The sequence below is a fragment of the Achromobacter sp. UMC71 genome, assembly GCF_014170305.1.
Taxonomy (GTDB): domain Bacteria; phylum Pseudomonadota; class Gammaproteobacteria; order Burkholderiales; family Burkholderiaceae_B; genus Achromobacter.
On sequence record NZ_LZZT01000021.1, the window covers coordinates 1 to 25,566 of the forward strand.

At 66.8% G+C, this 25,566-nt stretch carries 22 protein-coding genes; 11 read left to right on the forward strand and 11 right to left on the reverse strand.

The annotated features are described in order from the left end of the window. Nucleotides 1-283: 283 nt before the first annotated feature. Nucleotides 284-1,564 (forward strand): D-alanyl-D-alanine endopeptidase, encoded by a 1,281-nt coding sequence (gene pbpG / locus A9974_RS11345; protein WP_370539614.1) that lies wholly within the window; start codon nt 284-286, stop codon nt 1,562-1,564. A gap of 69 nt (nt 1,565-1,633) precedes the next feature. Here the strand turns inward: pbpG and A9974_RS11350 are convergent, their stop codons facing one another. Next, nucleotides 1,634-2,023: a ribbon-helix-helix domain-containing protein gene (locus A9974_RS11350; protein WP_183004193.1), complete on the reverse strand. Its 390-nt coding sequence runs from the start codon at nt 2,021-2,023 to the stop codon at nt 1,634-1,636. Nucleotides 2,024-2,293: 270 nt separating this feature from the next. On the opposite strand from A9974_RS11350, the gene adhP reads away from it, so the two are divergent. Then, nucleotides 2,294-3,319 carry an alcohol dehydrogenase AdhP gene (gene adhP, locus A9974_RS11355; RefSeq protein WP_183004194.1) on the forward strand — a complete coding sequence of 342 codons (1,026 nt, stop codon included), beginning with the start codon at nt 2,294-2,296 and terminating at the stop codon, nt 3,317-3,319. A gap of 155 nt (nt 3,320-3,474) precedes the next feature. On the opposite strand, the gene A9974_RS11360 is transcribed toward adhP, so the two are convergent. From A9974_RS11360 to A9974_RS11375, 4 genes are all read right to left on the reverse strand, one after another. Further along, nucleotides 3,475-4,053, reverse strand: coding sequence for a DJ-1/PfpI family protein (locus A9974_RS11360; protein ID WP_025137430.1), 579 nt, complete (start codon nt 4,051-4,053; stop codon nt 3,475-3,477). Nucleotides 4,054-4,228: 175 nt separating this feature from the next. Continuing rightward, a complete protein-coding gene (gene ybaK, locus A9974_RS11365; RefSeq protein WP_183004195.1) occupies nt 4,229-4,717 on the reverse strand; it encodes a Cys-tRNA(Pro) deacylase in 489 nt (162 codons plus the stop codon). Nucleotides 4,718-4,786: 69 nt separating this feature from the next. Further along, nucleotides 4,787-5,770: a site-specific tyrosine recombinase XerD gene (gene xerD / locus A9974_RS11370; RefSeq protein WP_183004196.1), complete on the reverse strand. Its 984-nt coding sequence runs from the start codon at nt 5,768-5,770 to the stop codon at nt 4,787-4,789. 98 nt (nt 5,771-5,868) lie between these two features. Then, on the reverse strand, nt 5,869-6,774 hold the full coding sequence (locus tag A9974_RS11375) for a LysR substrate-binding domain-containing protein (RefSeq protein WP_183004197.1): 906 nt from the start codon (nt 6,772-6,774) through the stop codon (nt 5,869-5,871). Between the two features lie 184 nt (nt 6,775-6,958). On the opposite strand from A9974_RS11375, the gene A9974_RS11380 reads away from it, so the two are divergent. The 3 genes from A9974_RS11380 to A9974_RS11390 all read left to right on the forward strand — a co-directional run bounded on the left by A9974_RS11380 (nt 6,959) and on the right by A9974_RS11390 (nt 11,277). Next, on the forward strand, nt 6,959-8,641 hold the full coding sequence (locus tag A9974_RS11380) for a thiamine pyrophosphate-binding protein (RefSeq protein WP_183004198.1): 1,683 nt from the start codon (nt 6,959-6,961) through the stop codon (nt 8,639-8,641). A gap of 131 nt (nt 8,642-8,772) precedes the next feature. Continuing rightward, the gene (locus A9974_RS11385) at nt 8,773-9,966 is read left to right on the forward strand and encodes an acyl-CoA dehydrogenase (protein ID WP_054428460.1); all 1,194 of its coding nucleotides are present in this window, start codon (nt 8,773-8,775) and stop codon (nt 9,964-9,966) included. A gap of 324 nt (nt 9,967-10,290) precedes the next feature. Further along, on the forward strand, nt 10,291-11,277 hold the full coding sequence (locus A9974_RS11390) for a TRAP transporter substrate-binding protein (protein ID WP_183004199.1): 987 nt from the start codon (nt 10,291-10,293) through the stop codon (nt 11,275-11,277). A gap of 16 nt (nt 11,278-11,293) precedes the next feature. On the opposite strand, the gene A9974_RS11395 is transcribed toward A9974_RS11390, so the two are convergent. The 6 genes from A9974_RS11395 to A9974_RS11420 form a co-directional block, all read right to left on the reverse strand. Next, a complete protein-coding gene (locus A9974_RS11395) occupies nt 11,294-13,003 on the reverse strand; it encodes a phage tail protein (protein WP_183004200.1) in 1,710 nt (569 codons plus the stop codon). Nucleotides 13,004-13,283: 280 nt separating this feature from the next. Continuing rightward, nucleotides 13,284-13,724, reverse strand: coding sequence for a MaoC family dehydratase (locus A9974_RS11400; RefSeq protein WP_183004201.1), 441 nt, complete (start codon nt 13,722-13,724; stop codon nt 13,284-13,286). A gap of 136 nt (nt 13,725-13,860) precedes the next feature. Beyond that, on the reverse strand, nt 13,861-15,099 hold the full coding sequence (boxA, locus tag A9974_RS11405; protein WP_183004202.1) for a benzoyl-CoA 2,3-epoxidase subunit BoxA: 1,239 nt from the start codon (nt 15,097-15,099) through the stop codon (nt 13,861-13,863). 51 nt (nt 15,100-15,150) lie between these two features. Next, complete coding sequence (boxB, locus tag A9974_RS11410) at nt 15,151-16,578, reverse strand: benzoyl-CoA 2,3-epoxidase subunit BoxB (protein WP_183004203.1); 1,428 nt, start codon at nt 16,576-16,578, stop codon at nt 15,151-15,153. Nucleotides 16,579-16,613: 35 nt separating this feature from the next. Beyond that, nucleotides 16,614-18,275 (reverse strand): 2,3-epoxybenzoyl-CoA dihydrolase, encoded by a 1,662-nt coding sequence (gene boxC, locus A9974_RS11415; protein WP_183004204.1) that lies wholly within the window; start codon nt 18,273-18,275, stop codon nt 16,614-16,616. Between the two features lie 202 nt (nt 18,276-18,477). Then, entirely contained in the window at nt 18,478-19,389 is a 912-nt protein-coding gene (locus A9974_RS11420) for a helix-turn-helix transcriptional regulator (RefSeq protein WP_183004205.1), read from the reverse strand. 177 nt (nt 19,390-19,566) lie between these two features. Here A9974_RS11420 and A9974_RS11425 point away from each other — a divergent pair, with 177 nt between their 5' ends. The 6 genes from A9974_RS11425 to A9974_RS11450 all read left to right on the forward strand — a co-directional run. Further along, nucleotides 19,567-20,037 (forward strand): DUF4863 family protein, encoded by a 471-nt coding sequence (locus A9974_RS11425; RefSeq protein ID WP_183004206.1) that lies wholly within the window; start codon nt 19,567-19,569, stop codon nt 20,035-20,037. Between the two features lie 119 nt (nt 20,038-20,156). After that, nucleotides 20,157-21,716 (forward strand): benzoate-CoA ligase family protein, encoded by a 1,560-nt coding sequence (locus A9974_RS11430; protein WP_183004207.1) that lies wholly within the window; start codon nt 20,157-20,159, stop codon nt 21,714-21,716. Then, nucleotides 21,713-22,570 carry an alpha/beta fold hydrolase gene (locus A9974_RS11435; RefSeq protein WP_183004208.1) on the forward strand — a complete coding sequence of 286 codons (858 nt, stop codon included), beginning with the start codon at nt 21,713-21,715 and terminating at the stop codon, nt 22,568-22,570. The genes A9974_RS11430 and A9974_RS11435 overlap by 4 nt, the downstream gene beginning before the upstream one ends. A gap of 18 nt (nt 22,571-22,588) precedes the next feature. Further along, nucleotides 22,589-23,749, forward strand: a complete 1,161-nt coding sequence (locus A9974_RS11440; RefSeq protein WP_183004209.1) for an ABC transporter substrate-binding protein — start codon at nt 22,589-22,591, stop codon at nt 23,747-23,749. Between the two features lie 8 nt (nt 23,750-23,757). Then, the gene (locus A9974_RS11445) at nt 23,758-24,636 is read left to right on the forward strand and encodes a branched-chain amino acid ABC transporter permease (protein WP_183004210.1); all 879 of its coding nucleotides are present in this window, start codon (nt 23,758-23,760) and stop codon (nt 24,634-24,636) included. Continuing rightward, nucleotides 24,633-25,566 (forward strand): branched-chain amino acid ABC transporter permease (locus A9974_RS11450; protein WP_183004211.1); only part of this gene is annotated, 934 nt, incomplete at its 3' end. The genes A9974_RS11445 and A9974_RS11450, both read left to right, overlap by 4 nt.

A 25,566-nucleotide genomic window follows, 5' to 3' on the forward strand; every position in this document is an offset into this window, starting at 1 on the left:
CCCCCAGGAAATTCCGCCCTTTCAGCCAGATGAGGGTTAATCCGGGCTACGCTCACGCGCCGCACGCCGGTAGCGTCTCGAGACGCCGTTGGTGACAAATTGATCATCAGTCAATATGTCCCCGGTATTTTTTTAGGCGATGATAGCGAATCGCCTTGCGCGCAACTTGAAATTGCTGTTTAAATTCGACGCGTAAGCCTCTAATTCATCTGGACTTTTCCTGAAGCACCGCAAGCCCGGCCCGGGAAATAATTCATCACAGACTGACAAGCCTGCTCAAACCATGGCCTTTAACTGGAAACGTGCAATTGCGATTGCGATAGCGCCGGCAACGCTGGCGATGTGCGCGCTCCTGCCCTCTGCCGCGTTCGCCGCGAAGAACACCGACCCTTGCAAGACCAACGCCAAATCGGCGGCCTGCAAGGCGCAACAAGCCAAGAAAGCCCCCGCCCCCGCCAAAGCCGGCGCCGGCAAGCAAAGCGCCGGCAAGGCCACGCCCAAGGCGGCCGCAGGCAAGCAAGCCGCGCCGAAATCGGCCGCCGCCAAACCCGCCCCCAAGGGCGCCGCCGCCAAGCAGGCGCCTGGCAAGCAAGCCTCGGCCAAGCAGGCCGCCCCCAAGCCGGCCGCCGGCAAGAAAGCCCCGCCCAAGGGCGGCAAGCAGGCCGTCGCGCAGCAAACCCCGTCCAAGAAGGGTGCCGCCGGCAAGAACGGCAAGCCCAACAAGCCCCCGCGCGGCGCACGCACCGCGGCCGCCGCGTCGGCCGCGATGCCGCCGCCCGCCGTGTCGGTGCGCGCCGAAGCCGCCGCCCTGCGTTCCAGCACCGCCTACGTGCAAGACCTGGCCACCTCCACCGTGATCTTCGCCAAGAACGAAAACGTGGTGCGCCCCATTGCGTCGATTTCCAAGCTGATGACCGCCGTCGTGGTGGTGGACGCCAACCAGCCCATGGACGAAATGCTCGAGATCACCGACGAAGACGTCGATGGCCTGAAGCACACCACCTCGCGCCTGCGCGTGGGCACCAAGCTGTCGCGCGGCGACATGCTGCATCTGGCGCTGATGTCCTCTGAAAACCGCGCCGCCAACGCGCTGGGCCGCCACTATCCCGGCGGCCTGCCCGCGTTCGTGACCGCCATGAACGCCAAGGCCCAGTCGCTGGGCATGACCAGCACCCACTTCATCGAGCCCACCGGCCTGTCCAGCAACAACGTGTCGTCGCCGCACGATCTGGCCCGCTTGCTGCGCGCCGCTTCGCAGCGCCCGCTGATCCACCGCTACTCCACCGACACCGAGTACGACGTCGAGATCAACAACCGCACCCAGACGTTCCGCAATACCAACCTGCTGGTGCGCAAGCCCGACTGGGACATCAAGGTCTCCAAGACCGGCTACATCAACGAAGCCGGCGAATGCCTGGTCATGCTGGCCCGCATCAATGGCCGCGACCTGGCGATCGTGCTGCTGGATTCGCAAGGCAAGCTCTCGCGCATCGGCGACGCCGTGCGTATCCGCCGCATCGTGCAAAGCGAAGTGGCCATGGCCTCGGCCCAGCCCGGCGGTTGATTCCCGGCGCCGCGCGCCCACAAAAAAGCCCGATCCAGGATCGGGCTTTTTTTCGCCTGCACGTGGGCGTTACGCCGCGACCGGCCGCTTCTGGCGCAGGGGCTGGGGGTCGTACAGCGAGGCCGGCAGGCCTTCGAGCACGGCCTTGGCGTTGAGCGCGCTGATGGGCACGGCGGTATCGGTGGGAATGCGGCCTTCGGCCTGCAATAGCTGGTAGCGCAGGCAGCACACGCGCAGGAACGACGTGAAATTGGCCGCCTCGCCGCGATACTCGACCAGCTCGTCGTACAGGCGTTCGATCAGTTGCGTCACACGCATGCTGTCGCGGGCCGCGATTTCTTCCAGCACCTGCCAGAACAGCTGTTCCAGCCGCAGGCTGGTGGCGGCGCCGTGCAGGCGCAGGGACCGGGTTTCGGGCGCGTAGGACTGTTCGCTCGCGCGGATGAAGATTTCACACATGGGCGCTCCTTGGGCGGGGACGTCGGCTGCGGGCCACTTTACGACGAGCAGCGCGAAGGCCGCAATACGGGGCCGCCCTGTAATCATCTCCATGGCCGTCACAGGGCCGCGCGTTCGCGGGGACTGACCCTGTGGGCCGCGCGGCAGCCCGGCCATTCTGAAACCACTCGTGTCTCGCCGCCCCCCATCCGAGCACGATTGATATAAATCAAGGTCTCGGACGCGTGCCCATCCGAGCATGGTGAAACTGATCTGACTTCGGAGGTAGTGATGGAAAAAACGATGAAGGCCGCAGTTGCACGTGCATTCGGCAAACCCCTGCAAATCGAAGAAGTCGCGGTGCCGCGCCCCCGGGCCGGCGAACTCCTGGTAAAGATTGAAGCCTGCGGCGTCTGCCACACGGACCTGCACGCCGTGGAAGGCGATTGGCCCGTGAAACCCAATCCGCCCTTCATTCCCGGCCACGAAGGCGTGGGCCATGTGGTGGCCGTGGGCGACGGCGTCACCCATGTAAAGGAAGGCGACCGGGTCGGCATTCCCTGGCTGTATTCGGCTTGCGGTCACTGCGAGCACTGCCTGGGCGGCTGGGAAACCTTGTGTGAACAGCAGCAAAACGCGGGCTACTCCGTCAACGGCGGCTTTGCCGAATACGCGCTGGCGGCGGCCGACTATGTGGGGCTGTTGCCCAAGAACGTGGGCTTCGTGGACATCGCCCCGGTGCTGTGCGCGGGCGTCACGGTCTACAAGGGCCTGAAGATGACGGATACCCGCCCCGGCAACTGGGTGGTGATCTCGGGCATCGGCGGGCTGGGCCACATGGCGGTGCAATATGCGCGCGCCATGGGGCTGAACGTCGCCGCGGTGGATATCGACGACGACAAGCTGGCCTTTGCCAAACGGCTGGGAGCCGAGGTCACCGTCAACGCCAAGACCACGGATCCGGCGGCGTACCTGAAGAAAGAGATCGGCGGCGCTCACGGCGCCTTGATCACCGCGGTGTCGCCCAAGGCCTTCGAGCAGGCATTGGGCATGGTGCGCCGCGGCGGCACGGTGGCGCTGAACGGCTTGCCGCCCGGCGACTTCCCGCTGTCGATCTTCGACATGGTGCTCAATGGCGTCACGGTACGCGGCTCGATCGTGGGCTCGCGCCTGGACTTGCAGGAATCGCTGCAGTTTGCCGAAGAAGGCAAGGTGCACGCCACCGTGGCCACCGAGAGGCTGGAGAACATCAACAGCGTGTTTGACCGCATGCGCCGCGGCCAGATCGAAGGCCGCATCGTGCTGGACTTCGCGTAGCGGGCCTGCTGACGGCGCGCGGTATCAGCGCCCGACGCCTCGTCCCATGCCTGCATGACGCAAGGCGTCCATGACCGGCGCCGCGCAACCGCGCCAAGCCGGCATCCACGAAAAAACGCCTGCCGCGAGGCAGGCGTTTTTTCATGACCGGCCGCTCAGTGCGTGATCTTGGTGCCCAGCACGGCGAGGAATTGCGACAGCCACGCCGGATGCGCGGGCCAGGCCGGCGCGGTGACCAGATGACCGTCGGTGTACGCCTGGTCGATGCCGATTTCGGCGTAGGTGCCGCCGGCCAGGCGCACTTCAGGCGCGCATGCCGGGTACGCCGAGCAGGTGCGGCCCTTCAGAATGCCCGCCGCGGCTAGCAACTGCGCGCCGTGGCACACCGCGGCGATGGGCTTTTTGGCCTGATCGAAGGCGCGGACGATATCCAGCACCTTTTCATTCAGACGCAGGTATTCCGGCGCGCGGCCGCCAGGAATCACCAGGCCGTCGTAGGAGCCGGCTTCGACGCGATCGAAGTCGTAGTTCAGCGCAAAATTGTGGCCGCGCTTTTCGCTGTAGGTTTGCGCGCCTTCGAAGTCATGGATGGCGGTGGCGATGCTTTCGCCGGACTTCTTGCCCGGGCAGACCGCGTGCACCGTGTGGCCCACGGCCAGCAGCGTCTGGAACGGCACCATGGTTTCGTAGTCTTCGGCGTAGTCGCCGACCAGCATCAATAGTCTCTTGCTCATGTTTGTCTCCAGGGGATGGGGGGCTGGGCCGGTTCAAGCGCCCGGGACCGGGCGGCCGGTTCTTGATGTTCTAGGACCATTGTGCCCCCGCCATCACGCGCAAGGGTGGTAGCGGGATACCACGCGCCAACTTGACCGGCGCGCGGTCATCGCCCCACCTGCGCAGACTTGCCGGCTATTCCAGCGCCACGCTGACCGGTTTGGCGCCCAGCAGGCTGACCAGCGCGTTCGGATCGATGCCGATCAGGTAGCCGCGGCGCCCGCCGTTGATGTAGACAACCGGGTATTGCAGCACCTCGGCCTCGACCCACACCGGCATCTTCTTGCGCGTGCCAAACGGGGATGTGCCGCCCACCTGGTAACCCGAATGGCGCTGCGCGACCTCGGGCTTGCAGGGCTCGACCTTTTTCAGGCCGGCCTGGCGCGCCAGGTTCTTGGTGGAGACTTCGCGATCGCCATGCATCACCACGATCAGCGGCTTGGCCGATTCGTCTTCCATCACCAGCGTCTTGACCACCGCGTGCGGATCCAGGCCCAGTTGGCGCGCGGCCTCGCCGGCGCCGCCGTGATCGACGTATTCGTAAGTGTGCTCGGTGTACGCCACCTTGTGCTGCTTGAGGAACTGGGTGGCGGGCGTTTCGGAGACGTGGCGGGCTTTGCTCATGGGAAAACGGGTAGAAAGCGCGAAATAGGCAAAAGTGTAGGCAGGCGGGTGGCCGCGGGCAACCCGCCGTCAGCCGCGCGGATGATGCGTGGCGTGCAGCGCCTTCAGGCGTTCGCGCGCCACGTGGGTATAGATCTGCGTGGTGGAAATGTCGGCGTGGCCCAGCAGCATCTGCACCACGCGCAGGTCAGCGCCGTGGTTCAAGAGGTGCGTGGCAAAGGCGTGGCGCAGCACGTGCGGCGACAGGGGGGCATGCACGCCGGCCAGCAGCGCGTATTTCTTGACCAACTGCCAGAACGCCTGGCGCGACATGGCTTCGGCGCGGCCGGTCAGGAACAGCGCGTCGCTGACGCGCCCAGCCGCCAGTTCGGGCCGCGCGGTCTTCAGGTATTGGTCGATCCAGTGCGCCGCCTCGGCGCCCAGCGGCACCAGGCGGTCCTTGCCGCCCTTGCCCAGCACCACGCGCACCACGCCTTCGTTCAAGCTGACGTCCAGCGCCCGCACGCCCACCAGTTCGGACACCCGCAGGCCGGTGGCATACAGCGTTTCCAGCATGGCGCGGTCGCGCAGGCCGCGCGGCTGGCCCAGGTCGGGCGCGCGCAGTAGCGCGTCCACCTGCTGCTCGGACAGCGTCTTGGGCAGGCGCGGCGGCTGCTTGGCGGCCACCAGCGTCAGACAGGGATCGCGCGGCGCGCGGTGCTCGCGCAGGGCCCACGCGTAAAAGCGCCGCAGCGCGGCCAGGCGCCGGTTGGCGGTGGTGGCGCGGGTTTCCTCGTGGCGGAAGGCGAACCAGGCTTCGATGTCGCCCTTGTCCGCCTCGGCCAGCGCTTTGGCCGGGCCCGCCGGCAGCGCGGGGGCCGAGGCCGCGTCGCCGTAGCGGTCGGCCATTTCGCGGGCATAGGCCTCGGGGTCTTCCAGCCAGCGCGCGAACCCCGTCAGGTCGCGGCGATACGCCGCCAGCGTGTTGGCCGACAGGCCGTCTTCCAGCCAGACGGCGTCGATGAAGGCGTCGATGTCGGGCTGCGAAGCGAGCGATGGACGGGGTTCTGACATGGCTAGGGCAAAGGAAAACGGGCGCAAGAACGCGAGAGACGGCGCCGGACCGGTATCAGGCGCGGAGCAGCGGGGATTGGCGACATTCTACGGCGGCCTCAACGGCCGGCTACCGCCGCGGCCGCCGACTTCAGCCAGGCCTCGAACAGCTTCAGGGCGTCGGACCGTTCGCTGCGTTGCGGATAGCCGAAGTAGTAGCCCTGGCTGACCGTGAGCGCCTGCGGCACCGGCATGGCCAGCGTGCCCTGGTCCAGCGCGGGTTGCGCCAGGAAGCGCGGCATCAGGCCAACGCCCAGGCCCGCCTGCACCGCGGCCATCACCATGGTGAAAAGCTCGTAGCGCGGCCCGCCGGCCGCCTGGGGGCCGTACAGGTAGTTGTGGGCGCCGTACCACTGGCGCCAGGCGTCGGGGCGCGAGCTGAGATGCAGGTGGGTCATGCCCGCCAGGGCGCTGGCGCCGGCCTCGGTCACCCGCGCCGCCAGCGCCGGGGCGCACACCGGCACCAGCTCGCGCTCGGGAAACAGCAGCACGCCCTGGGTGCCCGGCCACAGGGTGTCGCCGTGGTACAGCGCGCCGTCGAACGGTTGGTCCTTGAACTGGAATGGCAAGGTGCGCACCGACAGGCTGACGGTGATGTCCGGCTGCTCGCGCTGAAAATCGGCCAGCCGCGGGATCAGCCAGGTGGTGGCCAGCGTGGGCACCACGGCGATATGGATGCTGCGGCCCATGCCGGTGCGGCTGACCAGGCCGAAGGTGTCTTTTTCGATCTGGTCCAGGTGATGGCGGATGCGTCCCGCGTATTCGGCGCCGTGATCGGTGAGCACGATGCGCCGCCTGACCCGGGTGAACAACTGCACGCCCAGCCGCGCCTCCAGGCTGGCCACCTGGCGGTACACGGCGCTATGGGTCAGCGACAGCTCTTCGGCCGCCCGCGAAAAACTGCCCAGGCGGGCCGATGCCTCGAACGCCTGCAGGGCGGTCAGATTGGGAATGCCGTTTCTCATGGAGCGGGAACCGCCTGGAAAGTACCGGTGAAAACCCGGGAAAACCCGCGGCCCGCTTGACGCGGCGCAGCATCGGGGGTCGTGCCGGAGGGTCACTACATTGTGCAATTTTATCAATTGCCTTGTGCGATCAAGGAACATTATGCTCGGGTGTCCTAACCTCGGCTCACCACGTCCCCCCACCATGTCCCAGCAAGCATCCCGCCTCGGCGGCCACATCCTGGTAGACCAGCTGGTCGCCCAGGGCGTCAAACACGTTTTCTGCGTTCCCGGCGAGAGCTACCTGGCGGTGCTGGACGGTCTGCACGACGCCGACATCAAAGTCACGGTCTGCCGCCAGGAAGGCGGCGCGGCCATGATGGCCGACGCCCACGGCAAGCTGACCGGCGAACCCGGCATCTGCATGGTGACCCGCGGCCCGGGCGCGTCCAACGCGCTGGCCGGCGTGCACATCGCCAAGCAGGACTCCACTCCGATGATCCTGTTCGTGGGCCAGATCGAACGCGGCATGCGCGAGCGCGAAGCCTTCCAGGAAATGGACTACCGCGCCGTCTTCGGCACACAGGCCAAGTGGGTCACCGAAATCGACCAGGTCGAACGCATTCCCGAGCTGATCTCGCGCGCCTTCCATATCGCCACGTCGGGCCGTCCGGGCCCCGTCGTGATCGCCCTGCCCGAAGACATGCTGGTCGAAGCCGCCCAGGTGGCCGACGCCCCGCACTACGAAGTCATCGACGCCGCGCCCACGGCCGGCCAGCTGGCCGACCTGGAGCAATTGCTGGCGCAGGCCCGCAACCCCGTCGCCATCCTCGGCGGCACCCGCTGGGACGCCCGCGCGGTGCAGCAGTTCGCCGATTTCGCGCAGCGCCACGCGCTGCCCACGGCGGTCTCGTTCCGCCGCCAGATGCTGTTCCCGGCCGACCACCCCTGCTTCATCGGCGACGTCGGCCTGGGCATCAACCCGGCGCTGCAGAAGCGCGTGGCCGATGCCGACCTGGTGCTGCTGGTGGGCGGCCGCATGTCGGAAAACCCCAGTCAGGCCTATACCCTGTTCGATATTCCCGTGCCCAAGCAGAAGCTCGTGCACGTGCACCCGGACGCCGGCGAACTGGCCCGCGTCTACCGCCCCACACTGGGCATCAACACGTCGCCGGCCTCGTTCGCCGCCGCGCTGGCCGGTCTGAAGGCGCCCGCCAAGCCGGTGTGGGCCGAAGGCACGCAGGCGATGCGCGAGTCGTACCTGAAATGGAGCGATCCCGCCGCCATCACCACGCCGGGCGCGCTGCAACTGGGTCAGGTCATGGCCTACCTGGAAAAGACCCTGCCGGCCGACGCCATCATGACCAACGGCGCCGGCAACTACGCCACCTGGCTGCACCGCTTCCATCGCTTCAACCGCTACGGCACGCAACTGGCGCCGACGTCAGGCTCGATGGGTTACGGCTTGCCGGCGGCCGTGGGCGCCAAGCGCGTCTGGCCCGACAAAACCGTGGTCTGCTTTGCCGGCGACGGCTGCTTCCTGATGCACGGCCAGGAATTCGCCACCGCCGTGCAGTACGACCTGCCCATCGTCGTGGTGCTGATCGACAACGGCATGTACGGCACCATCCGCATGCACCAGGAAAAGCACTACCCCGGCCGCATTTCCGCGACCGAGCTGAAGAACCCGGACTTCGCCGACTACGCCCGCGCCTTTGGCGGCCACGGCGAACGCGTCGAGACCACCGAGCAGTTCGGCCCGGCCTTTGAACGCGCCCTGGCCAGCGGCAAACCGGCGATCCTGCACTGCTTCATCGACCCGCAGACCATCACGCCGTCCACCACGCTGGACAAGATCCGCGACGCCGCGCTCAAGACCCAGCACTGATCCCAGACGCCGCGGCAGGCCGTCCCGCGGCGCGCAAGCGCGCGTCGCGCAAATCCCGGCTTGCCGCCCGAATTATTTTAGGTTTAAACTTTCCTGATTCCGAAACCGGAAATCCATAGCGGAGACCCAGCATGTCCTCGAATCCCTCTTTCCATTGGCAAGATCCCCTGTTGCTGGACCAGCAGCTCACCGAAGAAGAACGCATGGTGCGCGATGCCGCCCACGCCTATTCGCAGGACAAGCTGGCCCCGCGCGTGCTGAACGCCTTCCGCAACGAAAAGACCGACCCGGAAATCTTCTCCGAAATGGGTGAGCTGGGCCTCTTGGGCGCCACCATCCCCGCCGAATACGGCGGCGCCGGCCTGAACTACGTCAGCTACGGCCTGATCGCCCGCGAAGTCGAACGCATCGACTCCGGCTACCGCTCGATGATGAGCGTGCAGTCGTCGCTGGTGATGGTGCCCATCAACGAATTCGGCAGCGAAGCGCAAAAGCAGAAGTACCTGCCCAAGCTGGCCCGCGGCGAATGGATCGGCTGCTTCGGCCTGACCGAACCGAACCACGGCTCGGACCCCGGCGGCATGGAAACGCGCGCCGTCAAGACGGCCGACGGCTACAAGCTGTCCGGCAACAAGATGTGGATCACCAACTCGCCCATCGCCGACGTGTTCGTGGTGTGGGCCAAGTGCGTGGGCGGTGAATTCGACGGCAAGATCCGCGGCTTCATCCTGGACAAGGGCACCAAGGGCCTGAGCGCCCCCGCCATCCACGGCAAGGTCGGCCTGCGCGCCTCGATCACCGGCGAAATCGTCATGGACGAAGTGGAAGTGTCCGCCGACCAGATGATGCCCGGCGTGTCCGGCCTGAAGGGTCCGTTCACCTGCCTGAACTCCGCTCGCTACGGCATTGCCTGGGGCGCCATCGGCGCCGCCGAAGCCTGCTGGCACACCGCCCGCCAGTACACGCTGGACCGCAAGCAGTTTGGCCGCCCCCTGGCCGCCAACCAGCTGATCCAGAAGAAGCTGGCCGACATGCAGACCGAAATCACGCTGGCCCTGCAAGGCTGCCTGCGCCTGGGCCGCATGAAGGACGAAGGCACCGCCGCCGTCGAGATCACCTCCATCATGAAGCGCAATTCCTGCGGCAAGGCGCTGGACATCGCCCGCCTGGCCCGCGACATGCTGGGCGGCAACGGCATCTCCGACGAGTTCGGCGTGGCCCGCCACCTGGTGAACCTGGAAGTGGTCAACACCTACGAAGGCACCCACGACGTGCACGCCCTGATCCTGGGCCGCGCGCAGACGGGCATCCAGGCGTTCTATTGATTTGATGTGCAGTACGCCGCGCGGACGGAGCCCGGCTCTGCTCCCGACGCGCGGTTCGCCGGCGAGGCGAAGATTGGGCGCCCCTTTCGAGGGGCGTTTTTTTTGCCTGCCAGTGGCCGGGCGGGCGTGAGCCTGGGGTCATCGAACAGTGATCCGCGCACATATATATGGACTGAGCGCCAGCCTGACGTTCCAGAAACCTAGGGTTATCAGGAACTAGCCGAGGCCTGGCCCTTGCCGTACGCTCTGCGGCATTGGCCTGGTGCTGGCCCGCTACATCCGCCTGCCCGACCCCGGATTTTTCGTCACGACCAGGAGTCGCGCATGTTGGGCAGTTCCTCTATCCGCCTGTGGGCGGGCATCGTCATCGCCGTTGCCAGCCACGGCGCATTCGCCGTCACCACCCTCACCATGACCACCGAGTACCCGGCCACCTCGATGCCCGGGCAAGGCGTGTCCACCTTTGCCGATCTGGTGCGCGCCAAGAGCCGCGGCCAGGTGATCATCGACACAAGCTTCGACGCGGCACGCGGCATCAAGTCGGGCGACATGATCGATGCCGTGCAGGCGCGTAAGGTCGATGCCGGTGATGCCTTCGCCGGCGCGTTGGCTTCCAAGTACCCGCTGTTCGGCGTCTCGTCGCTGCCGTTCCTGGCCGACTCGCTGGCCAAGGCGCGCGCGCTGAACAAGTCCGCCCGCCCCGCCTACGAAAAGCTGCTGGCCGCGCATGGCCAGAAGCTGCTCTACACCACGCCCTGGCCCGCCTCGGGCATCTGGTCCAAGGACAAGGTGGACAGCGTCGCGGCGCTCAAGACGCTGAGCATCCGCACCTACGACGCCACCTCGCAGGACGTGATGCAGAAGGCCGGCGCCCGCGCGCAGAACATTTCGTTCGCCGACGCCATGCCGCGCATCGCCTCGGGCGAGGTCAATGCCGTGCTGTCGTCGGGCGACGGCGGCGCGGGCCGCAAGCTGTGGGAACACCTGCCGCGCTTTGCCGAGATCAACTACGCCATGCCGGTGTCGGTGGCCACGATGAACCTGCAGGCCTACCAGGCGCTGGACGCCAAGTCCCGCAAGGCGATCGACCAGGCCGCCACCCAGACCGAGGCCGAGCAATGGAAGCGCATCGAAGGCCGGCTGCAGCAGAACTACGCCAACATGCGCAAGAACGGCGTGACGATCGATACGGCGGTGCCGATGCCGGTGAGAAAGGCGTTGAAGGATGCCGCGGCGGATTCGGTGAAGCAGTGGGAGACGGCGGCCGGGCCGGATGGGGTGAATATTCTGAAGGCAATGCGGCGGCCGTAGCTGCGCCGACATAGCATCAGGCGGCAGCCCCCATCATTTTCCAGACTTTGATCCGGGCCGGCAATCCCGCGACGCCGAGCCCGATGTTGCCCGTATACGGAAAGACGCCGCCCCCCAAGCCATAGCCGATCCCCAAGGCATTGCGAGCGGTCGACACGACGATCAGGTCGCCGCGCATGCCCACACGCACGCCTGACATGTTGGCATCGCCATCCCACCAGCCCGGATTGCCCCATTCGCCGTTGTAAAGCACTTCGGGCTCCAGAATCAGATGATGGCCCGGGAACGGATTGGCCAGGACATATTGGCTATTGATGGCGACAACGCCGGGCGCCGCCGCATTGCCACCGCCCGGGTACAAGATGGTGAATCCCAAGGCGCCCTTCAGCGACTGCAACTGCGCATTCAGTTCCGCATAATCGCTAGCCAGTTGCGCGGCATCCGCCGAGCCGGGGTTGATGATCACGCCAAAGAGTTTCACCACCCAGCAGCCGGTGGCGTTCAGCGGGCGCGTTTCCGTGGCAGTACGCGCCTCGCGCGCGTTATCGAACTTCAACCACATATTGGGATTGTTGTAAGGGTAGGAGGTTGACCCGCCCGCCGCCCCTTCCTCTGAGTAAAAGGCGCCCGAGCCGGCATACTGTGTCGTGCCATAGGACAGCGCCACCGTTCCCACCACTCGCTGGGTAGCGTCACGCTGAATCACGGCCGCCGTACCGGCCGACAACAGTCCGTCACCCCGCAACATCACCGCACCCAACGTACCGGACGACTTCCCGTTCAGATCCGGCACGCGCAGCGTGGTCGAACCATCCCCCGTCGTATAACTGGCCCGCGCCGTCGCGTCGCTTTGCCACGTCGCTTCAGGCACCAGCGGGAAATTGCCTGCTTGCACGCTGGCCCACATATCCGGGTACGTGGCCCGGCTGATCGTCTGCCCATCCAGCGGCGCCCAGCCGGCGGGAATCGCCGCACGGCTCGGCCACCAGGACACGAAGCCCAGCGGAATGCTGTCGATCGGCGGCAGTTGTGCGAATGGCACTTTCCCTTCGGCGCCCAATGTCGCCACGCCGCCGGGCTGGCCTTTCTGAGCCAGTGGCACGGCATCCTGCACGGCAGGCAGCTGTGCCGCTGGCACGCGACCGTCGGCGTCCAGCGTCGGCACGCCACCGGGACGGCCCTTGTCCGCGGCGGGAATCAACGCGGGCAGTTGACCCGCGACAATCCGGCCGTCCGCAGCCAACGTTGCCACCCCGTTCGGCTGCGCCTTCTCAGCGGCGGGGATCAAATCGGGCAATTGCGCCGGCGCAATCTTGCCGTCCGCGGCCAGGGTGGCAACGCCACCCGGCTGGCCTTTCTGGGCCAGCGGCACGGCTGGCTCGACCACGGGCAGGAAGTCCACGGGAACCCGGCTGCCTTCGTCCAGCGGGGCCACGCCGCCGGGGGCCGCCTTTTGCGCCAGCGGAATGGCCGGTTCGGGCAGATGCGCCGCGGGCACCTTGCCCGAGGCATCCAGCGGCGTCACGCCGCCCGCCGCGCCCTTTTCGGCAGCCGGAATGGCGGCATCGGCCTTGCGCTGCGCGGCGGCCGCCGCGACTTCCACGGCATCCACGCCGCTACGGGTCTTGGTGAAGTTCTCGTTCACGACGACCATCGCATCGCGCAAGGTATCGCCGGTCTGGTCGTTCGGCGCCTGGCCAACCTTGATGGGTTTGAGGATTTGCATGAGGGGCCCTTGAAGACAGGACGCGGCAGTGCCGCTGTATAAAAAAAACCCACCCGCACAATGCGGGTGGGCGACACATGCTGGGGCGATGCCGGATGCATCGGCCCCAAGCAAAAAGCCCGCTCAGTTTCCTGAGCGGGCTTTCGGGATCAATGGACGCAATTCGCCCACGACAGGGGTCATGTTAGGGGCTTGCAGTTTCCTCGGCAAGCAAACTGCGACATGGCGTCTCGGCTTCACCGGATGCGCATGGGTGAAAGCCCGGCGCCGCTCGCACGCGCTAATCGCCCGACAAATCAAACAAGCTGGTGGCGTCCAGCTCAAGCACGCCTTCGTCGTGCTGGTTCAGCACGGTCCAGGCCCAGGTGATGATGCCCAGGTCGGGGCGCGAGGACGATGTGCGCACGCCTTGCACGCGCGCTTCCAGGCGCAGCTGGTCGCCCGGCCGCACGGGGGTGCGCCAGCGCACTTCGCCCAGGCCGGGCGAGCCGAAGGATTCGGAATCGTGCAGCGCCGCGTCCACCGCCATGCGCATGGCCAGCGCGCAGGTGTGCCAGCCGCTGGCAATGAGGCCGCCCCAACGGCCTTCCTCGGCGCGCTTGACGTCTGTGTGGAACCACTGGGGGTCGAATTTGCGGGCAAACTCGAGAATCTCGCCTTCGGTGATGGTGACGGGACCGGCCTTGATCAGCATGCCGTCCTTGAAATCAGCGAACTTCATTGATGGACTTCCCCTCGCGGTGCAATCGGCACGCCAAGGCGCGCCGAGCAGGCCACGCCGCGTTTGCAACGTCGTGTTGGTCCTGCCGCCGGGCTACCACGCCTTGGCGCCCGTTCCGAGTCGATGGATCTCGACGTCAGTAGGTTTCGAAGTGCAGCCGCCCCTCGCGGCGCAACACTTCATGCAGGATAGTCCAATCCTGCCCCGATTGCATCGTCACGTCGCGCAGCGCGTCCAGCACGCCGACTTCCATGCCCTTCAGCCCGCACACGTAGATGCAGGTGTTGCGGTCTGCCAGCAGTGCGCGCACGTCGGCGGCGCGTTCGCGGATCAGGTCCTGCACATAGCGCTTGGGCAGGCCCGCTTCCCGCGAGAGCGCCAGGTTGATGTCGATGAAATCCCGCGGCAGCTTCATCAGCGGGCCGAAGTACGGCAGCTCGCGTTCAGTGCGCGCGCCAAAGAACAGCATCAGCCGGCCGTTCTCGCCGCTATCGATGCGGCGCCGGCAGCGCTCGGTCATCGCGCGCATCGGCGCCGACCCCGTACCCGTGCAGATCATGACCAGATTGGCGCGGGGATGATTGGGCATCAGGAATGTGTGGCCGAACGGCCCGATCACCTGCACGGTGTCGTTCTTGGCCAGGTCGCACAGATAGTTCGAGCAGACGCCCTGCGCCGGCTGGCCCAGGTGATCCTCGGTCACGCGTTTGACGGTCAGCGACAGGTTGTTGTAGCCCGCCCGCTCGCCGTCGCGCGGGCTGGCCAGCGAATACTGGCGCGCATGATGCGGGCGGCCCTGGGCGTCGGCGCCGGGCGGCAGGATACCGATGGACTGGCCTTCGAGCACCGGAAACGGCAGATCGCCGAAGTCCAGCACGATATGGTGGATGTCGCTGTCGGTATCCGCGCCAGTGACGCGGTAGTTGCCGACCACGGTGGCCGTCACCGGCGTCTTGTGGGTGTAAAGATTGACGTAGGGATGCGCGGCCGACCAGGGCGGCACGCTGGCGCCGGGGGTGGCGGGGACCACGGCGGCGGCGGCTGACTCGGTGGCGGAATCGGCCGCCGCGCCGGGCGCAACGGACGCCATCTCGGGCAAGGCCTGTTCGCGCGGCAACTCATCCCAGCCTAGCTGGTCCGCCAGGGTGTAGGCGTCGGCGCGCACCACCAGCCGCCAGTTATCGATCGAGCCCGTCGGGCACGGCGGCACACAGGCCATGCAGCCGTTGCAGATATCGGGATCGACCACGTAGTTGTTGCTGTCGTGCGTGATCGCGTCGACCGGACAGGTTTCTTCGCAGGTGTTGCAGCGGATGCAGATCTCGGGATCGATGAGATGCTGCTTCAGGACGTCTACGGGCAGGGCGGCGTTCATCGCGGTCATCCGAATGCGCGGCGTGGCGGCGCGCAGCGCCGCCACGAGGCCTTAGTTGAAACGTACGTACTCGAAGTTCACGGGCTGGCGGTTGACCCCCATGACCGGCGGCGCGATCCAGTTGGCGAACTTGCCGGGCTCGGTGACACGACCCATCAATGAGGCGACGAATTCGCGGTCTTCGGGGGTCGGCAGCCATTGATGCCGGTGGGCCTGCCACTGCGCTTCGGACAGCACCTCGCCTTGCGGCGACATGCGGATGCCGGCCAGCGTGCCGATCTGGCGGTTGAAGGCCTTGTGCGGCACCTGCAGGCGAAAGGCGATACCGCTCTTTTCAATCACCTTGTTCCAGCGGCCGATGCCCGCAACGGAATCGCGGATGAAGTCGTCGCGCAGCACTTCGTTCAGGGCATTGAGCATCGGTACCTCGGCTTCGCCAAGCTTGCCGTCGTTGACCGTCAGCACGCGATAGGTGTCGTTCTTGAGCTGGTGGTCGTCGGTGCGCTTGCTTTCCTCGTAGCGGCCCTTCAGGCCCGAGCCGTAGAAGATGGCGGCATTGGACGACTGATCGGCGCCGAACAGATCGATCGTGACGCTGTAGTGGAAGTTCAGGTAGCGCTGGATGGTGGGCAGGTCGATCACGCCAGCGGCGCGCACGCTGGCCGGATCGTCGGTCTTCAACTGGTTCATCACCTCGCAGGTGCGCTGGATGACGCGCGAGATGCCGGATTCGCCCACAAACATGTGGTGCGCCTCTTCGGTCAGCATGAACTTGGTGGTGCGGGCCAGCGGATCGAAGCTGGATTCGGCCAGCGCGCACAGCTGGAACTTGCCGTCGCGGTCGGTGAAGTAGGTGAACATGTAGAACGCCAGCCAGTCCGGCGTCTTCTCGTTGAAAGCGCCCAGGATGCGCGGATTATCCGAATCGCCTGAGGTGCGCTGCAACAGCGCGTCGGCCTCTTCGCGGCCATCGCGCCCGAAGTAGCGGTGCAGCAGATACACCATGGCCCACAGGTGACGGCCTTCCTCGACGTTGATCTGGAACAGGTTGCGCAGGTCGTACTGCGACGGCGCGGTCAGGCCCAGGTGGCGCTGCTGCTCGATCGACGCGGGCTCGGTGTCACCTTGCGTGACGATGATGCGGCGCAGGTTGGCGCGGTGTTCGCCGGGCACGTCCTGCCACACGTCGCGGCCGATGTTCTCGCCGAAATGGATCTTGCGCTGACCGTCCTGCGGCGCCAGGAAGATGCCCCAGCGGTAATCGGGCATGCGCACGTGATTGAAGTGGGCCCAGCCGTCGGGTTCGACGCTGACCGCGGTGCGCAGGTACACGTCGAAACCGTGCGAGCCGTCCGGCCCCATGTCCTGCCACCATTGCAGATAGTTGGGCTGCCAATGTTCCAGCGCGCGTTGCAGCGTGCGGTCGCCGGACAGGTTGACGTTGTTGGGGATCTTATCGCTGTAGTTGATGCCTGACATTTGTCTCTGCTCCTGGTTTTTTGATAGCGGGCCGCTCAGACGCGGTTCCAGTCGAACGCGGCCTGTTCGCCTTTGCCGTACAGCTTCAGCGCGCCCTTCTCGCCGGCCGCGTTGGGCCGGTTGAAGATCCAGTTCTGCCAGGCGGTCAGCCGGCCGAAGATGCGCGTTTCCATGGTTTCGCGGCCGCCAAAGCGCAGATTGGCTTCCAGTCCGGTCAGCGCGTCGGGCGACAGGGCGCGGCGCTCTTCGAGCATCATGCGGACCTCGTCGTCCCAGTCGATGCTGTCGGGCGCGAAGGTCACCAAGCCCAGCGCCAGCGCATCGCGCGCCGCCAGCGGCTGGCCGGCGCGGGCGCGCACGGCTTCCAGGGGCGCGGTTTCCTCGTAAAAGCGCCGTTGCAGGCGGCTCTGGCCGTTGACCATCGGGTAGGCGCCGAAGTTGGCCTCGCCCACGATCAGGCGGGCGCCGGCCTGGCCGTCGTCCTCGCTGTCCAGCATGTAGCTGCGGTCGGCGGCCAGGGCCAGTTCCAGCAAGGTGCCGGCAAAGCACGAACCCGGCTCGATCAGCGCGAACAGGCTGCGCGAGGTCACGTCCAGCCGCGCCAGCGTGCGGCGCAGCAGGCCGGCGGTTTCGCGCACGAACCAATGACCGGCGTGGCGCTGCAGGGCGGCGTCTGCCGCCAGCACGGCCTGGGGGTCGCCTTGGGTCTTGAAAATCCAGGTACCGATGTCCAGCTCGTTGGTGCGCAGGTAGAGAATGGCGTCGTCCAGTTCGCGCGCCATCTGCAGCGGCCACCAGGCGGCACCCGCGTCCAGGATGGCCGGCAGCTCGGATTCCACGGGGGTTTGCGGCGCGCGCACGGTCCAGGTGGCCTGGCGCCGTTCGCGGTCCAACCGCACATCGACGTAGCGGTAGGACAAGGCATCAGCGCTTTCCTCGCGCACCAAAGGCGTCAGGGCCACGCCCTGCTCGCCTGCAGGACGGCTGCTGCCTTCGGCCAGCGCCAACGCACGGGCGCGCACCGCGGCCTCGAACTGGGCCGGCTTGACCACGTCGTCGACCAGGCGCCAATCCTTGGCGCGCTGGCCTCGCACACCCTCGACCAAGGTGCAGAAGATGTCGGCATGGTCATGCCGCACGCGGCGCTTGTCGGTGACGCGGGTCAGGCCGCCGGTGCCGGGCAGGACGCCCAGCAACGGCACCTCGGGCAAGGCGACCGAGGACGAACGGTCGTCGATCAGCAGGATTTCGTCGCAGGCCAGGGCCAGTTCGTAGCCGCCGCCGGCGCAGGCGCCGTTGAGGGCGGCGATGAACTTCAGACCGCCGTTGCGGCTGGAATCCTCGATGCCATTGCGGGTTTCGTTGGTGAACTTGCAGAAGTTCACCTTCCAGGCATGCGAGGACAGACCCAGCATGAAGATGTTGGCGCCCGAACAGAAGATGCGGTCTTTCATACTGGTGACGACCACGCTGCGCACTTCCGGATGCTCGAAGCGGATGCGCTGCAAGGCATCGTGCAATTCGATGTCCACGCCCAGATCGTAGGAATTGAGCTTGAGCTTGTAGCCGGGGCGCAGGCCGCCGTCTTCCGCGACATCCATCGCCAGCGTGGCGACCGGGCCGTCGAACGTCAGGCGCCAATGACGGTACTGGGCGGGTTCGGTGCGGAAATCGACCTTGGGGGCGGTGCTGCTCATCGCGAATCTCCTCTTGCATCCTGCCGGACAGGAAAAATACTGCATCACATGAATTATTATGCAGATTAGTGCGAGAGAAAATCAGCGTCAAGCAAAAGATGCATAAAAGTGCATCTTGCGCGGGCAAGCCAAAGCGGCGCCGCCAAAAGCACAGGGCCGCCCAAGGGCGGCCCTGCAATGCATGCCTTGCGGCGCGCGGTGGTTATAGCGGCAGGCCGCAAGCCTTGCGCACCTGGGTCCGCAGGCCGGCGAAGCTTTCTTCCACCTCCAGGTGGCTGGTCACCCAGGTCAGGTCGGCCTTGGCGTAGAAGGCTTCGCGGCCGGCCAGGATGCGCTTGAGGTCCGCCATGGCTTCGTTATTGCCCGACATGGGGCGGAAGTCGCCCTGCGCCATGACCCGGCCCATGTGCTCTTCGGGTGTGGCGCGCAGCCACACCGTATAGCAGTGAGCCAGCAACAGGTTCAGCGTGGCGGGCTCGGACACCAGGCCGCCCGGCGTGGCCAGCACCATTTCCGGATAGATCTGGACCGCCTCCTCGAGCGCGCGCCGCTCGTAGCGGCGGTAGGCGTTGGGGCCGTAGAGATTGTGAATCTCCAGGATGCTGCAGCCGGCCACGCGCTCGATCTCGCGGTTCAGCTCGACGAAGGGGTAGCCCAGGTCGTCGGCCAGCATCTGCCCCAGCGTGGACTTGCCGGCCCCGCGCAGGCCGATCAGCGCCACGCGCTGGGTACGGTTGGGCCGCTGCGCGCCGGCGCCCACGCCGAACAGCTGGGTCAGTGCTTCGCGCGCCCGCTGCAGGTCGGATTCGGTGCGGCCACTGAGCAGTTCGCGGATCAGCAGCCAGTCGGGCGATTCGGTGGTCACGTCGCCCACCAGCTCTGCCAGGGCGCAGTTGAAGGCCTTGGCGATCTGCAACAGGACCAGGATCGACGCATTGCCGACCCCGTGTTCGAGGTTGGCCAGGTGGCGCTCGGACACGCCCGTCGCTTGCGACAGGCCCTTGCGCGTCATGCCACGGATGGCCCGCAGGCGGCGCACCCGTTCGCCCAATGCCACCAGGAAAACTTCCCGCTGGGGTTCTTCGGACGGCGCCGCGTCTAGCGCTTGATTCATGGTGTAGCTGACTCCGCAAATACCCTGATAACACTCGATTTATGCACTATAGTGCTTGACCCAGATCAATGGAAGCACTATTTTTCCTCAAACAGCTTCAACAGGGTGTCAGGTGCGGCAAAACAGCACTGGACTGCATCCGCCGCTGAAGCGCCGACAGTGTAAAGGAGGAGACCGGTGAGCACGCCTGAACGATTCCACGCCCTGATGCGCCAGCTGACGGGCCTGATGGCGGGGCAGCCGCTGGACGGCGCCCTGCAAGCGCGCCTGAACCGCGACGCCGGCCCCGGCAGCACGCTGTACGCCGATATCTTCGCGGCCTGTAGGCAGGGCGTGGCCGACGGCTGGATGTGCAACCGCGAAGGCGGCGGCATCCGCTACGGCCGCGTCATCAAGCCGGCCGACGAGCTGGCCGGCTGTTCGGTCGACGTGGTCGACATGGACGACCTGGCCGGCCCCCACCACGCTCACCCCAATGGCGAAGTCGACATGATCATGCCGCTGAGCGCCGGCGCCCGCTTTGACGGCCATGGCGCCGGCTGGCTGGTCTACGGCCCCGGCAGCGCGCACCGCCCCACCGTGACGCAGGGACGCGCGCTGGTCCTGTACCTGCTGCCCGGCGGCGCCATCGATTTCGGGCGCCCCTGACCCCCCACGCCACGCCGGGCCGGCAACAGGCCCGCGTGGCCGGCGATCGCCGCCAAGCGCCCGCACAGGCGCGATCCGGTCCGCCGCCCGCCAGGACAACAGGACATCTGGAGACAACCGTGAACACCTGCCCCGCCGAACTGAACTTCGCCAGCCACCTGGCTGCCCTGAACGCGCCGCGCGCCGCCAAGCTGGCCTATGTCGACGACACCCGCCAGCTGACCTACGGCGAACTGGCCGAACGCGTGGCGCGCATGGCCGGGGCGCTGCGCCAGCTGGGCCTGCGGCGCGAGGAGCGCGTGCTGCTGCTGATGCAGGACACGGTGGACTGGCCTGTCGCGTTCCTGGGCGCGCTGCATGCCGGCGTGGTGCCGGTGGCGGTGAATACGCTGCTCACAGCAGAGGACTATGCCTACATCCTGAGCCACAGCCGGGTGCGGGCGGCGCTGGTGTCGGACGCCCTGCTGCCAGTGCTGCAAACGGCGCTGACCCAATCGCCGGGCGAAGTCGAACACCTGATCGTGTCGCAAGCCCAGGCACCTTTGCCGGCCGGCGCCCACGACCTTGACGCCCTGCTGGCCGCCGCGCCCCTGGCGCCCGCGGTGCGCACGCTGTCCGATGAAATCGCGTTCTGGCTGTACTCGTCGGGTTCCACCGGCAAGCCCAAGGGCGTGGTGCATACCCATGGCAATCTGTGGCATACGGCCGAGCTCTATGCCAAGCCGGTGCTGGGCATCCGCGAAGACGACGTGGCGTTTTCCGCGGCCAAGCTGTTCTTCGCCTACGGCCTGGGCAACGGCCTGACGTTTCCGCTGTCGGTCGGCGCCACCGTGGTCCTGATGGCCGAACGCCCGACCCCCCAGGCCGTGTTTCTGCGCCTGATACGCCACCGCCCGACCGTGTTCTACGGCGTACCCACGCTGTACGCCAGCATGCTGGCCGCGCCCGACCTGCCGCCGCGCGCGCAGGTCGCCATGCGGGTGTGCACCTCGGCCGGCGAGGCCTTGCCGCGCGACATCGGCGAACGCTTCTCGCGCCATTTCGGCTGTGAAATCCTGGACGGCATCGGCTCGACCGAGATGCTGCATATCTTCATCTCGAACCGGGCCGGCCAGCTGCGTTACGGCACCACCGGCAAGCCCGTGCCCGGCTACGAGGTGCAGCTGCGCGACGACAACGGCGCGCCCGTGGCCGCCGGCGCCATCGGCGACCTCTACATCAAGGGCCCCAGCGCCGCGCTGATGTACTGGAACAACCGCGACAAGACGCGCCAATGCTTCCTGGGCGACTGGCTGAAAAGCGGCGACAAGTATGTCTGCGACGACGACGGCTACTACACTTATGCCGGCCGCAGCGACGACATGATCAAGGTCAGCGGCCAGTATGTGTCGCCGGTCGAAGTCGAGAACATCCTGGTGCAGCACGAAGCCGTGCTGGAAGCCGCGGTGATCGGCGTGCCGGATCACGACGGGCTGGTCAAGACCAAGGCCTATGTGGTGCTGCGGCCGGGCTTTGCGCCCGACGCGCAAACCGGCGCCGAATTGCAGCGCTACGTGAAGCAGCACCTGGCGCCCTTCAAGTATCCGCGCCAGATCGATTTCACCGACGAGCTGCCCAAGACCGCCACCGGCAAGATCCAGCGCTTTCGGCTGCGCCAGCTGGAACAGGCCGCGCTATGACCGCCGCCACCGCCTCCGCCATCCTGGCCGGCGATACCGGCTGGGCCGCCCTGCACGCGCTGGGCCGCGACCTGCGCCTGGAATACCGCTGGCTCGCGCCGCAGCGCAGGGATGCGCCGCTGCTGGTGTTCCTGCACGAAGGGCTGGGTTCGGTATCGATGTGGAAAGACTGGCCGCGGCAGGTCTGCGAGGCCGCCGGCTGCCGCGGGCTGGTGTATTCGCGCCATGGCTATGGCCAGTCGACGCCGCTGGCCGCCGGCGAAAAACGCGCCGTCGACTTCATGCACCGCGAGGCCGCCGAGGTCCTGCCCGCGCTGTTTGCCGCGTTGGGCATCGACCCCGCGCAGGACAAGCCGGTGCTGTTCGGCCACAGTGACGGCGGCTCGATCGCGCTGCTGTACGCGGCGCTGCATCCGTCGGCGGTGGCCGGCGTGGTGGTGGCCGCGCCGCATATCTTTGTCGAGCCGCGCAGCCTGGCCAGCATCCAGCTGGCGCGGCAGGCCTACCAGGACACCGACCTGCGCGAGCGCCTGGCGCGCCATCACGCCGACGTGGATTCAGCCTTCCGGGGCTGGAACGACATCTGGCTGGATCCTGCCTTTGCCGCCTGGGACATCCAGGCCAGCCTGTCCGCCATCACCTGCCCGGTGCTGGCCATGCAAGGCGTGGACGACGAATACGGCACGCTGGCGCAGATCCACGGCATCCGCCTTGCGGCACCCCACACGCAACTGCTGGAGATTCCCGGCTGCCGGCATTCGCCGCACAAGGACCAGCCCGCCACCGTCATCCAGGTCATCGCCGGTTTCATCGGCGCGCTGGACCCACCCGGCCGCCCCTGCGGCAGCCCATAACAAGTACGGAGACCCACCATGACCCACGCCCTGACCCGGGCCGCGCTAAGCGCCGCCCTGATGCTTGCCGCATGCGGCGCCCTGGCCGCCGACAAGCTCAAAGTCGGCTTCATGCTGCCTTACAGCGGCACCTTCGCCGCGCTCGGCAACGCCATCGAGAACGGCTTCAAGCTGTATGTGGCCGAACAAGGCGGCAAGCTCGGCGGGCGCGAGATCGAGTACTTCAAGGTGGATGACGAATCCAATCCCTCCAAGGCCGCCGAAAACGCCAACCGCCTGATCAAGCGCGACCAGGTGGACGTGCTGATCGGCACCGTGCACTCGGGCGTGGCGATGGCCCTGGCCAAGGCGGCCAAGGATGCCGACACCACGCTGATCGTGACCAATGCCGGCGCCAACGCCATCACCGGTCCGCTGTGCGGCCCCGGCATCTTCCGCACCTCGTTCACCAACTGGCAGCCGGCCTACGCCATGGGCCCGGTAGCCAAGGCGCGCGGCCACAAGACCGCCGTCACCATCACCTGGAAATACGCGGCCGGCGACGAAGCCATCGGCGGCTTCAAGGAAGGCTTCGAGCAAGCCGGCGGCAAGGTGGTCAAGGAACTGAGCCTGCCCTTCCCCAACGTCGAGTTCCAATCGCTGCTGACCGAGATCGCGGCACTCAAGCCCGACATGGTGTTCACCTTCTTTGCCGGCGGCGGCGCGGTGAAGTTCGTGCAGGACTACCACGCGGCGGGCCTGGACAAGACCATTCCGTTGTATGGCTCGGGCTTCCTGACCGACGGCACCTTGCAGGCGCAAGGCGCATCGGCGCAAGGCCTGCTCACCACGCTGCACTACGCCGACGGCTTGAACACGCCACGCGACAACGCGTTCCGCGCGGATTATTCCAAGGCCTACGGTGCCCAGCCCGATGTTTATGCCGTGCAGGGTTATGACGCGGCGCAGTTGATGCAGTCGGGCCTGACCGCAGTGCAAGGCGACTTCGCAAAGAAGGCCGACTTCCGCCAGGCCATGCGCGGCGCCACGGTCGACAGCCCGCGCGGCGCGTTCACGCTGTCGGCCGCGGGCAACCCGGTGCAGGACATCTATCTGCGGCGCGTCGACGGGTTGGAAAACAAGGTGGTCGAGGTGGCCGTGCGCAAGCTGGCCGATCCGGCCCGCGGCTGCAAGCTCTAGGAACGCCCATGGACGCCGGCATCCTGCTCATCCAGGCGCTCAACGCCTTCCAGTACGGCTTGCTGCTATTCCTGGTGGCCAGCGGGCTGACGCTGATCTTCGGCATCATGGGCATCATCAACCTGGCCCATGGCAGCTTCTACATGATCGGCGCGTACATGGCGTTCGCGCTGGGCCCGGCGGTGGATCGCTGGCTGGGCGGCGGCTTTCTCGTCACGCTGGCCGTGTGCGTGGCCGCCGCCGCCGCGCTGGGCTATCTGCTGGAAGCGGCGTTCTTCAGCTACCTGTACCGCCGCAACCACCTGCAGCAGGTGCTGATGACCTACGGCCTGATCCTGGTGTTCGAAGAGCTGCGCAGCATCCTGGTGGGCAACGACGTGCATGGCGTGCCGTTGCCCGCCTGGCTGCAAGGCAGCATTGCGCTGGGCGACGTGATGACCTATCCGGTGTACCGGCTGTTCATCTCGGGCGTAGGGATCGCGGTGGCCCTGCTGTTGTACTGGGTCATCGCGCGCACGCGGCTGGGCATGATGTTGCGCGCTGGCGCCAGCAACCGCGAAATGACCGGCTCGCTGGGCATCGACGTCAACAAGCTCTACCGCCTGGTGTTCGCGGCCGGCGTGGCGCTGGCCGCGCTGGCGGGCAGCATCGCGGCGCCCGTGTCGTCGGTGTATCCCGGCATGGGCAACGGCGTGCTGATCATCTGCTTCGTGGTGGTGGTGATCGGCGGCATCGGTTCGATCCGCGGCGCGTTCCTGGCGGCGATGCTGGTGGGCGTGGTGGAAACCTTCGGCCAGGTGCTGTTCCCCGCCGCGGCCGGCGTGCTGGTGTACGTGCTGATGGCCGCCATTCTCCTGTGCAAGCCCGAAGGGCTGTTCAAACAATGAACCTGAACCGACTCCTGCCCCTGGCGACCTTGCTGGCGCTGGCGGCCTTTGCCTGGAACGGCAGCGACTACTACACGGGGCTGGCCGTGAAGATCATGATCTACGCCATCTTCGCGCTCAGCCTGCAACTGCTGGTGGGTGGCGCGGGCCTGGTCAGCCTGGGGCACGCGGCGTTCTTCGGCATCGGCGCCTACGCCGCGGCGCTGCTGTCGCCGGCATCGGAAGCGGCCAGCCTGTGGTGGCTGCTGCCCGCCGCGCTGCTGGCGGCGGCGGCCTATGCCGCGTTGACCGGCGCGCTGGCGCTGCGCACGCGCGGCGTGTACTTCATCATGGTGACGCTGGCCTTCGCGCAGATGGCCTACTACGTGTTCCACGACACCAAGGCCGGCGGCGGCAGCGACGGCATCTATCTGTATTTCCGGCCCCAGGCCGCACTGGGCGGTTGGCTGCCGTTCGACCTGGACCAGGGGCCGGTCTACTATTTTTTCGTGCTGGCCTGCCTGGCGCTGACCTGGGGCTTCCTGGCGCTCTTGCGGCGCTCGCCATTCGGCGCGGCCCTGGCCGGCATCCGCATCAACGAACAACGCATGCGGGCGGCGGGGTATTCGACCTATCCCTACAAGCTGACCGCCTACGTCATCGGCGCCGCGCTGGCGGGCTTGGCCGGCTTTCTGTTCGCGCTGAAAGACGGCTTTGTCACGCCCGAGTTGCTGGCCTGGGAACAATCGGGCCTGGTGCTGCTGATGGTGATCCTGGGCGGCCTGGGCAGCCTGGGCGGCGCGGTGCTGGGCACCGTGGCACTGGTGCTGCTGCAGGAACTGTTCCAGTCGCAGGCGCTGTTCGGCGACTATGCGCGCCACTGGCACCTGCCGCTGGGCGTGGCGATCATCGTGCTCGTGGCGCTGCTGCCCGACGGGCTGGCGGGCCTGC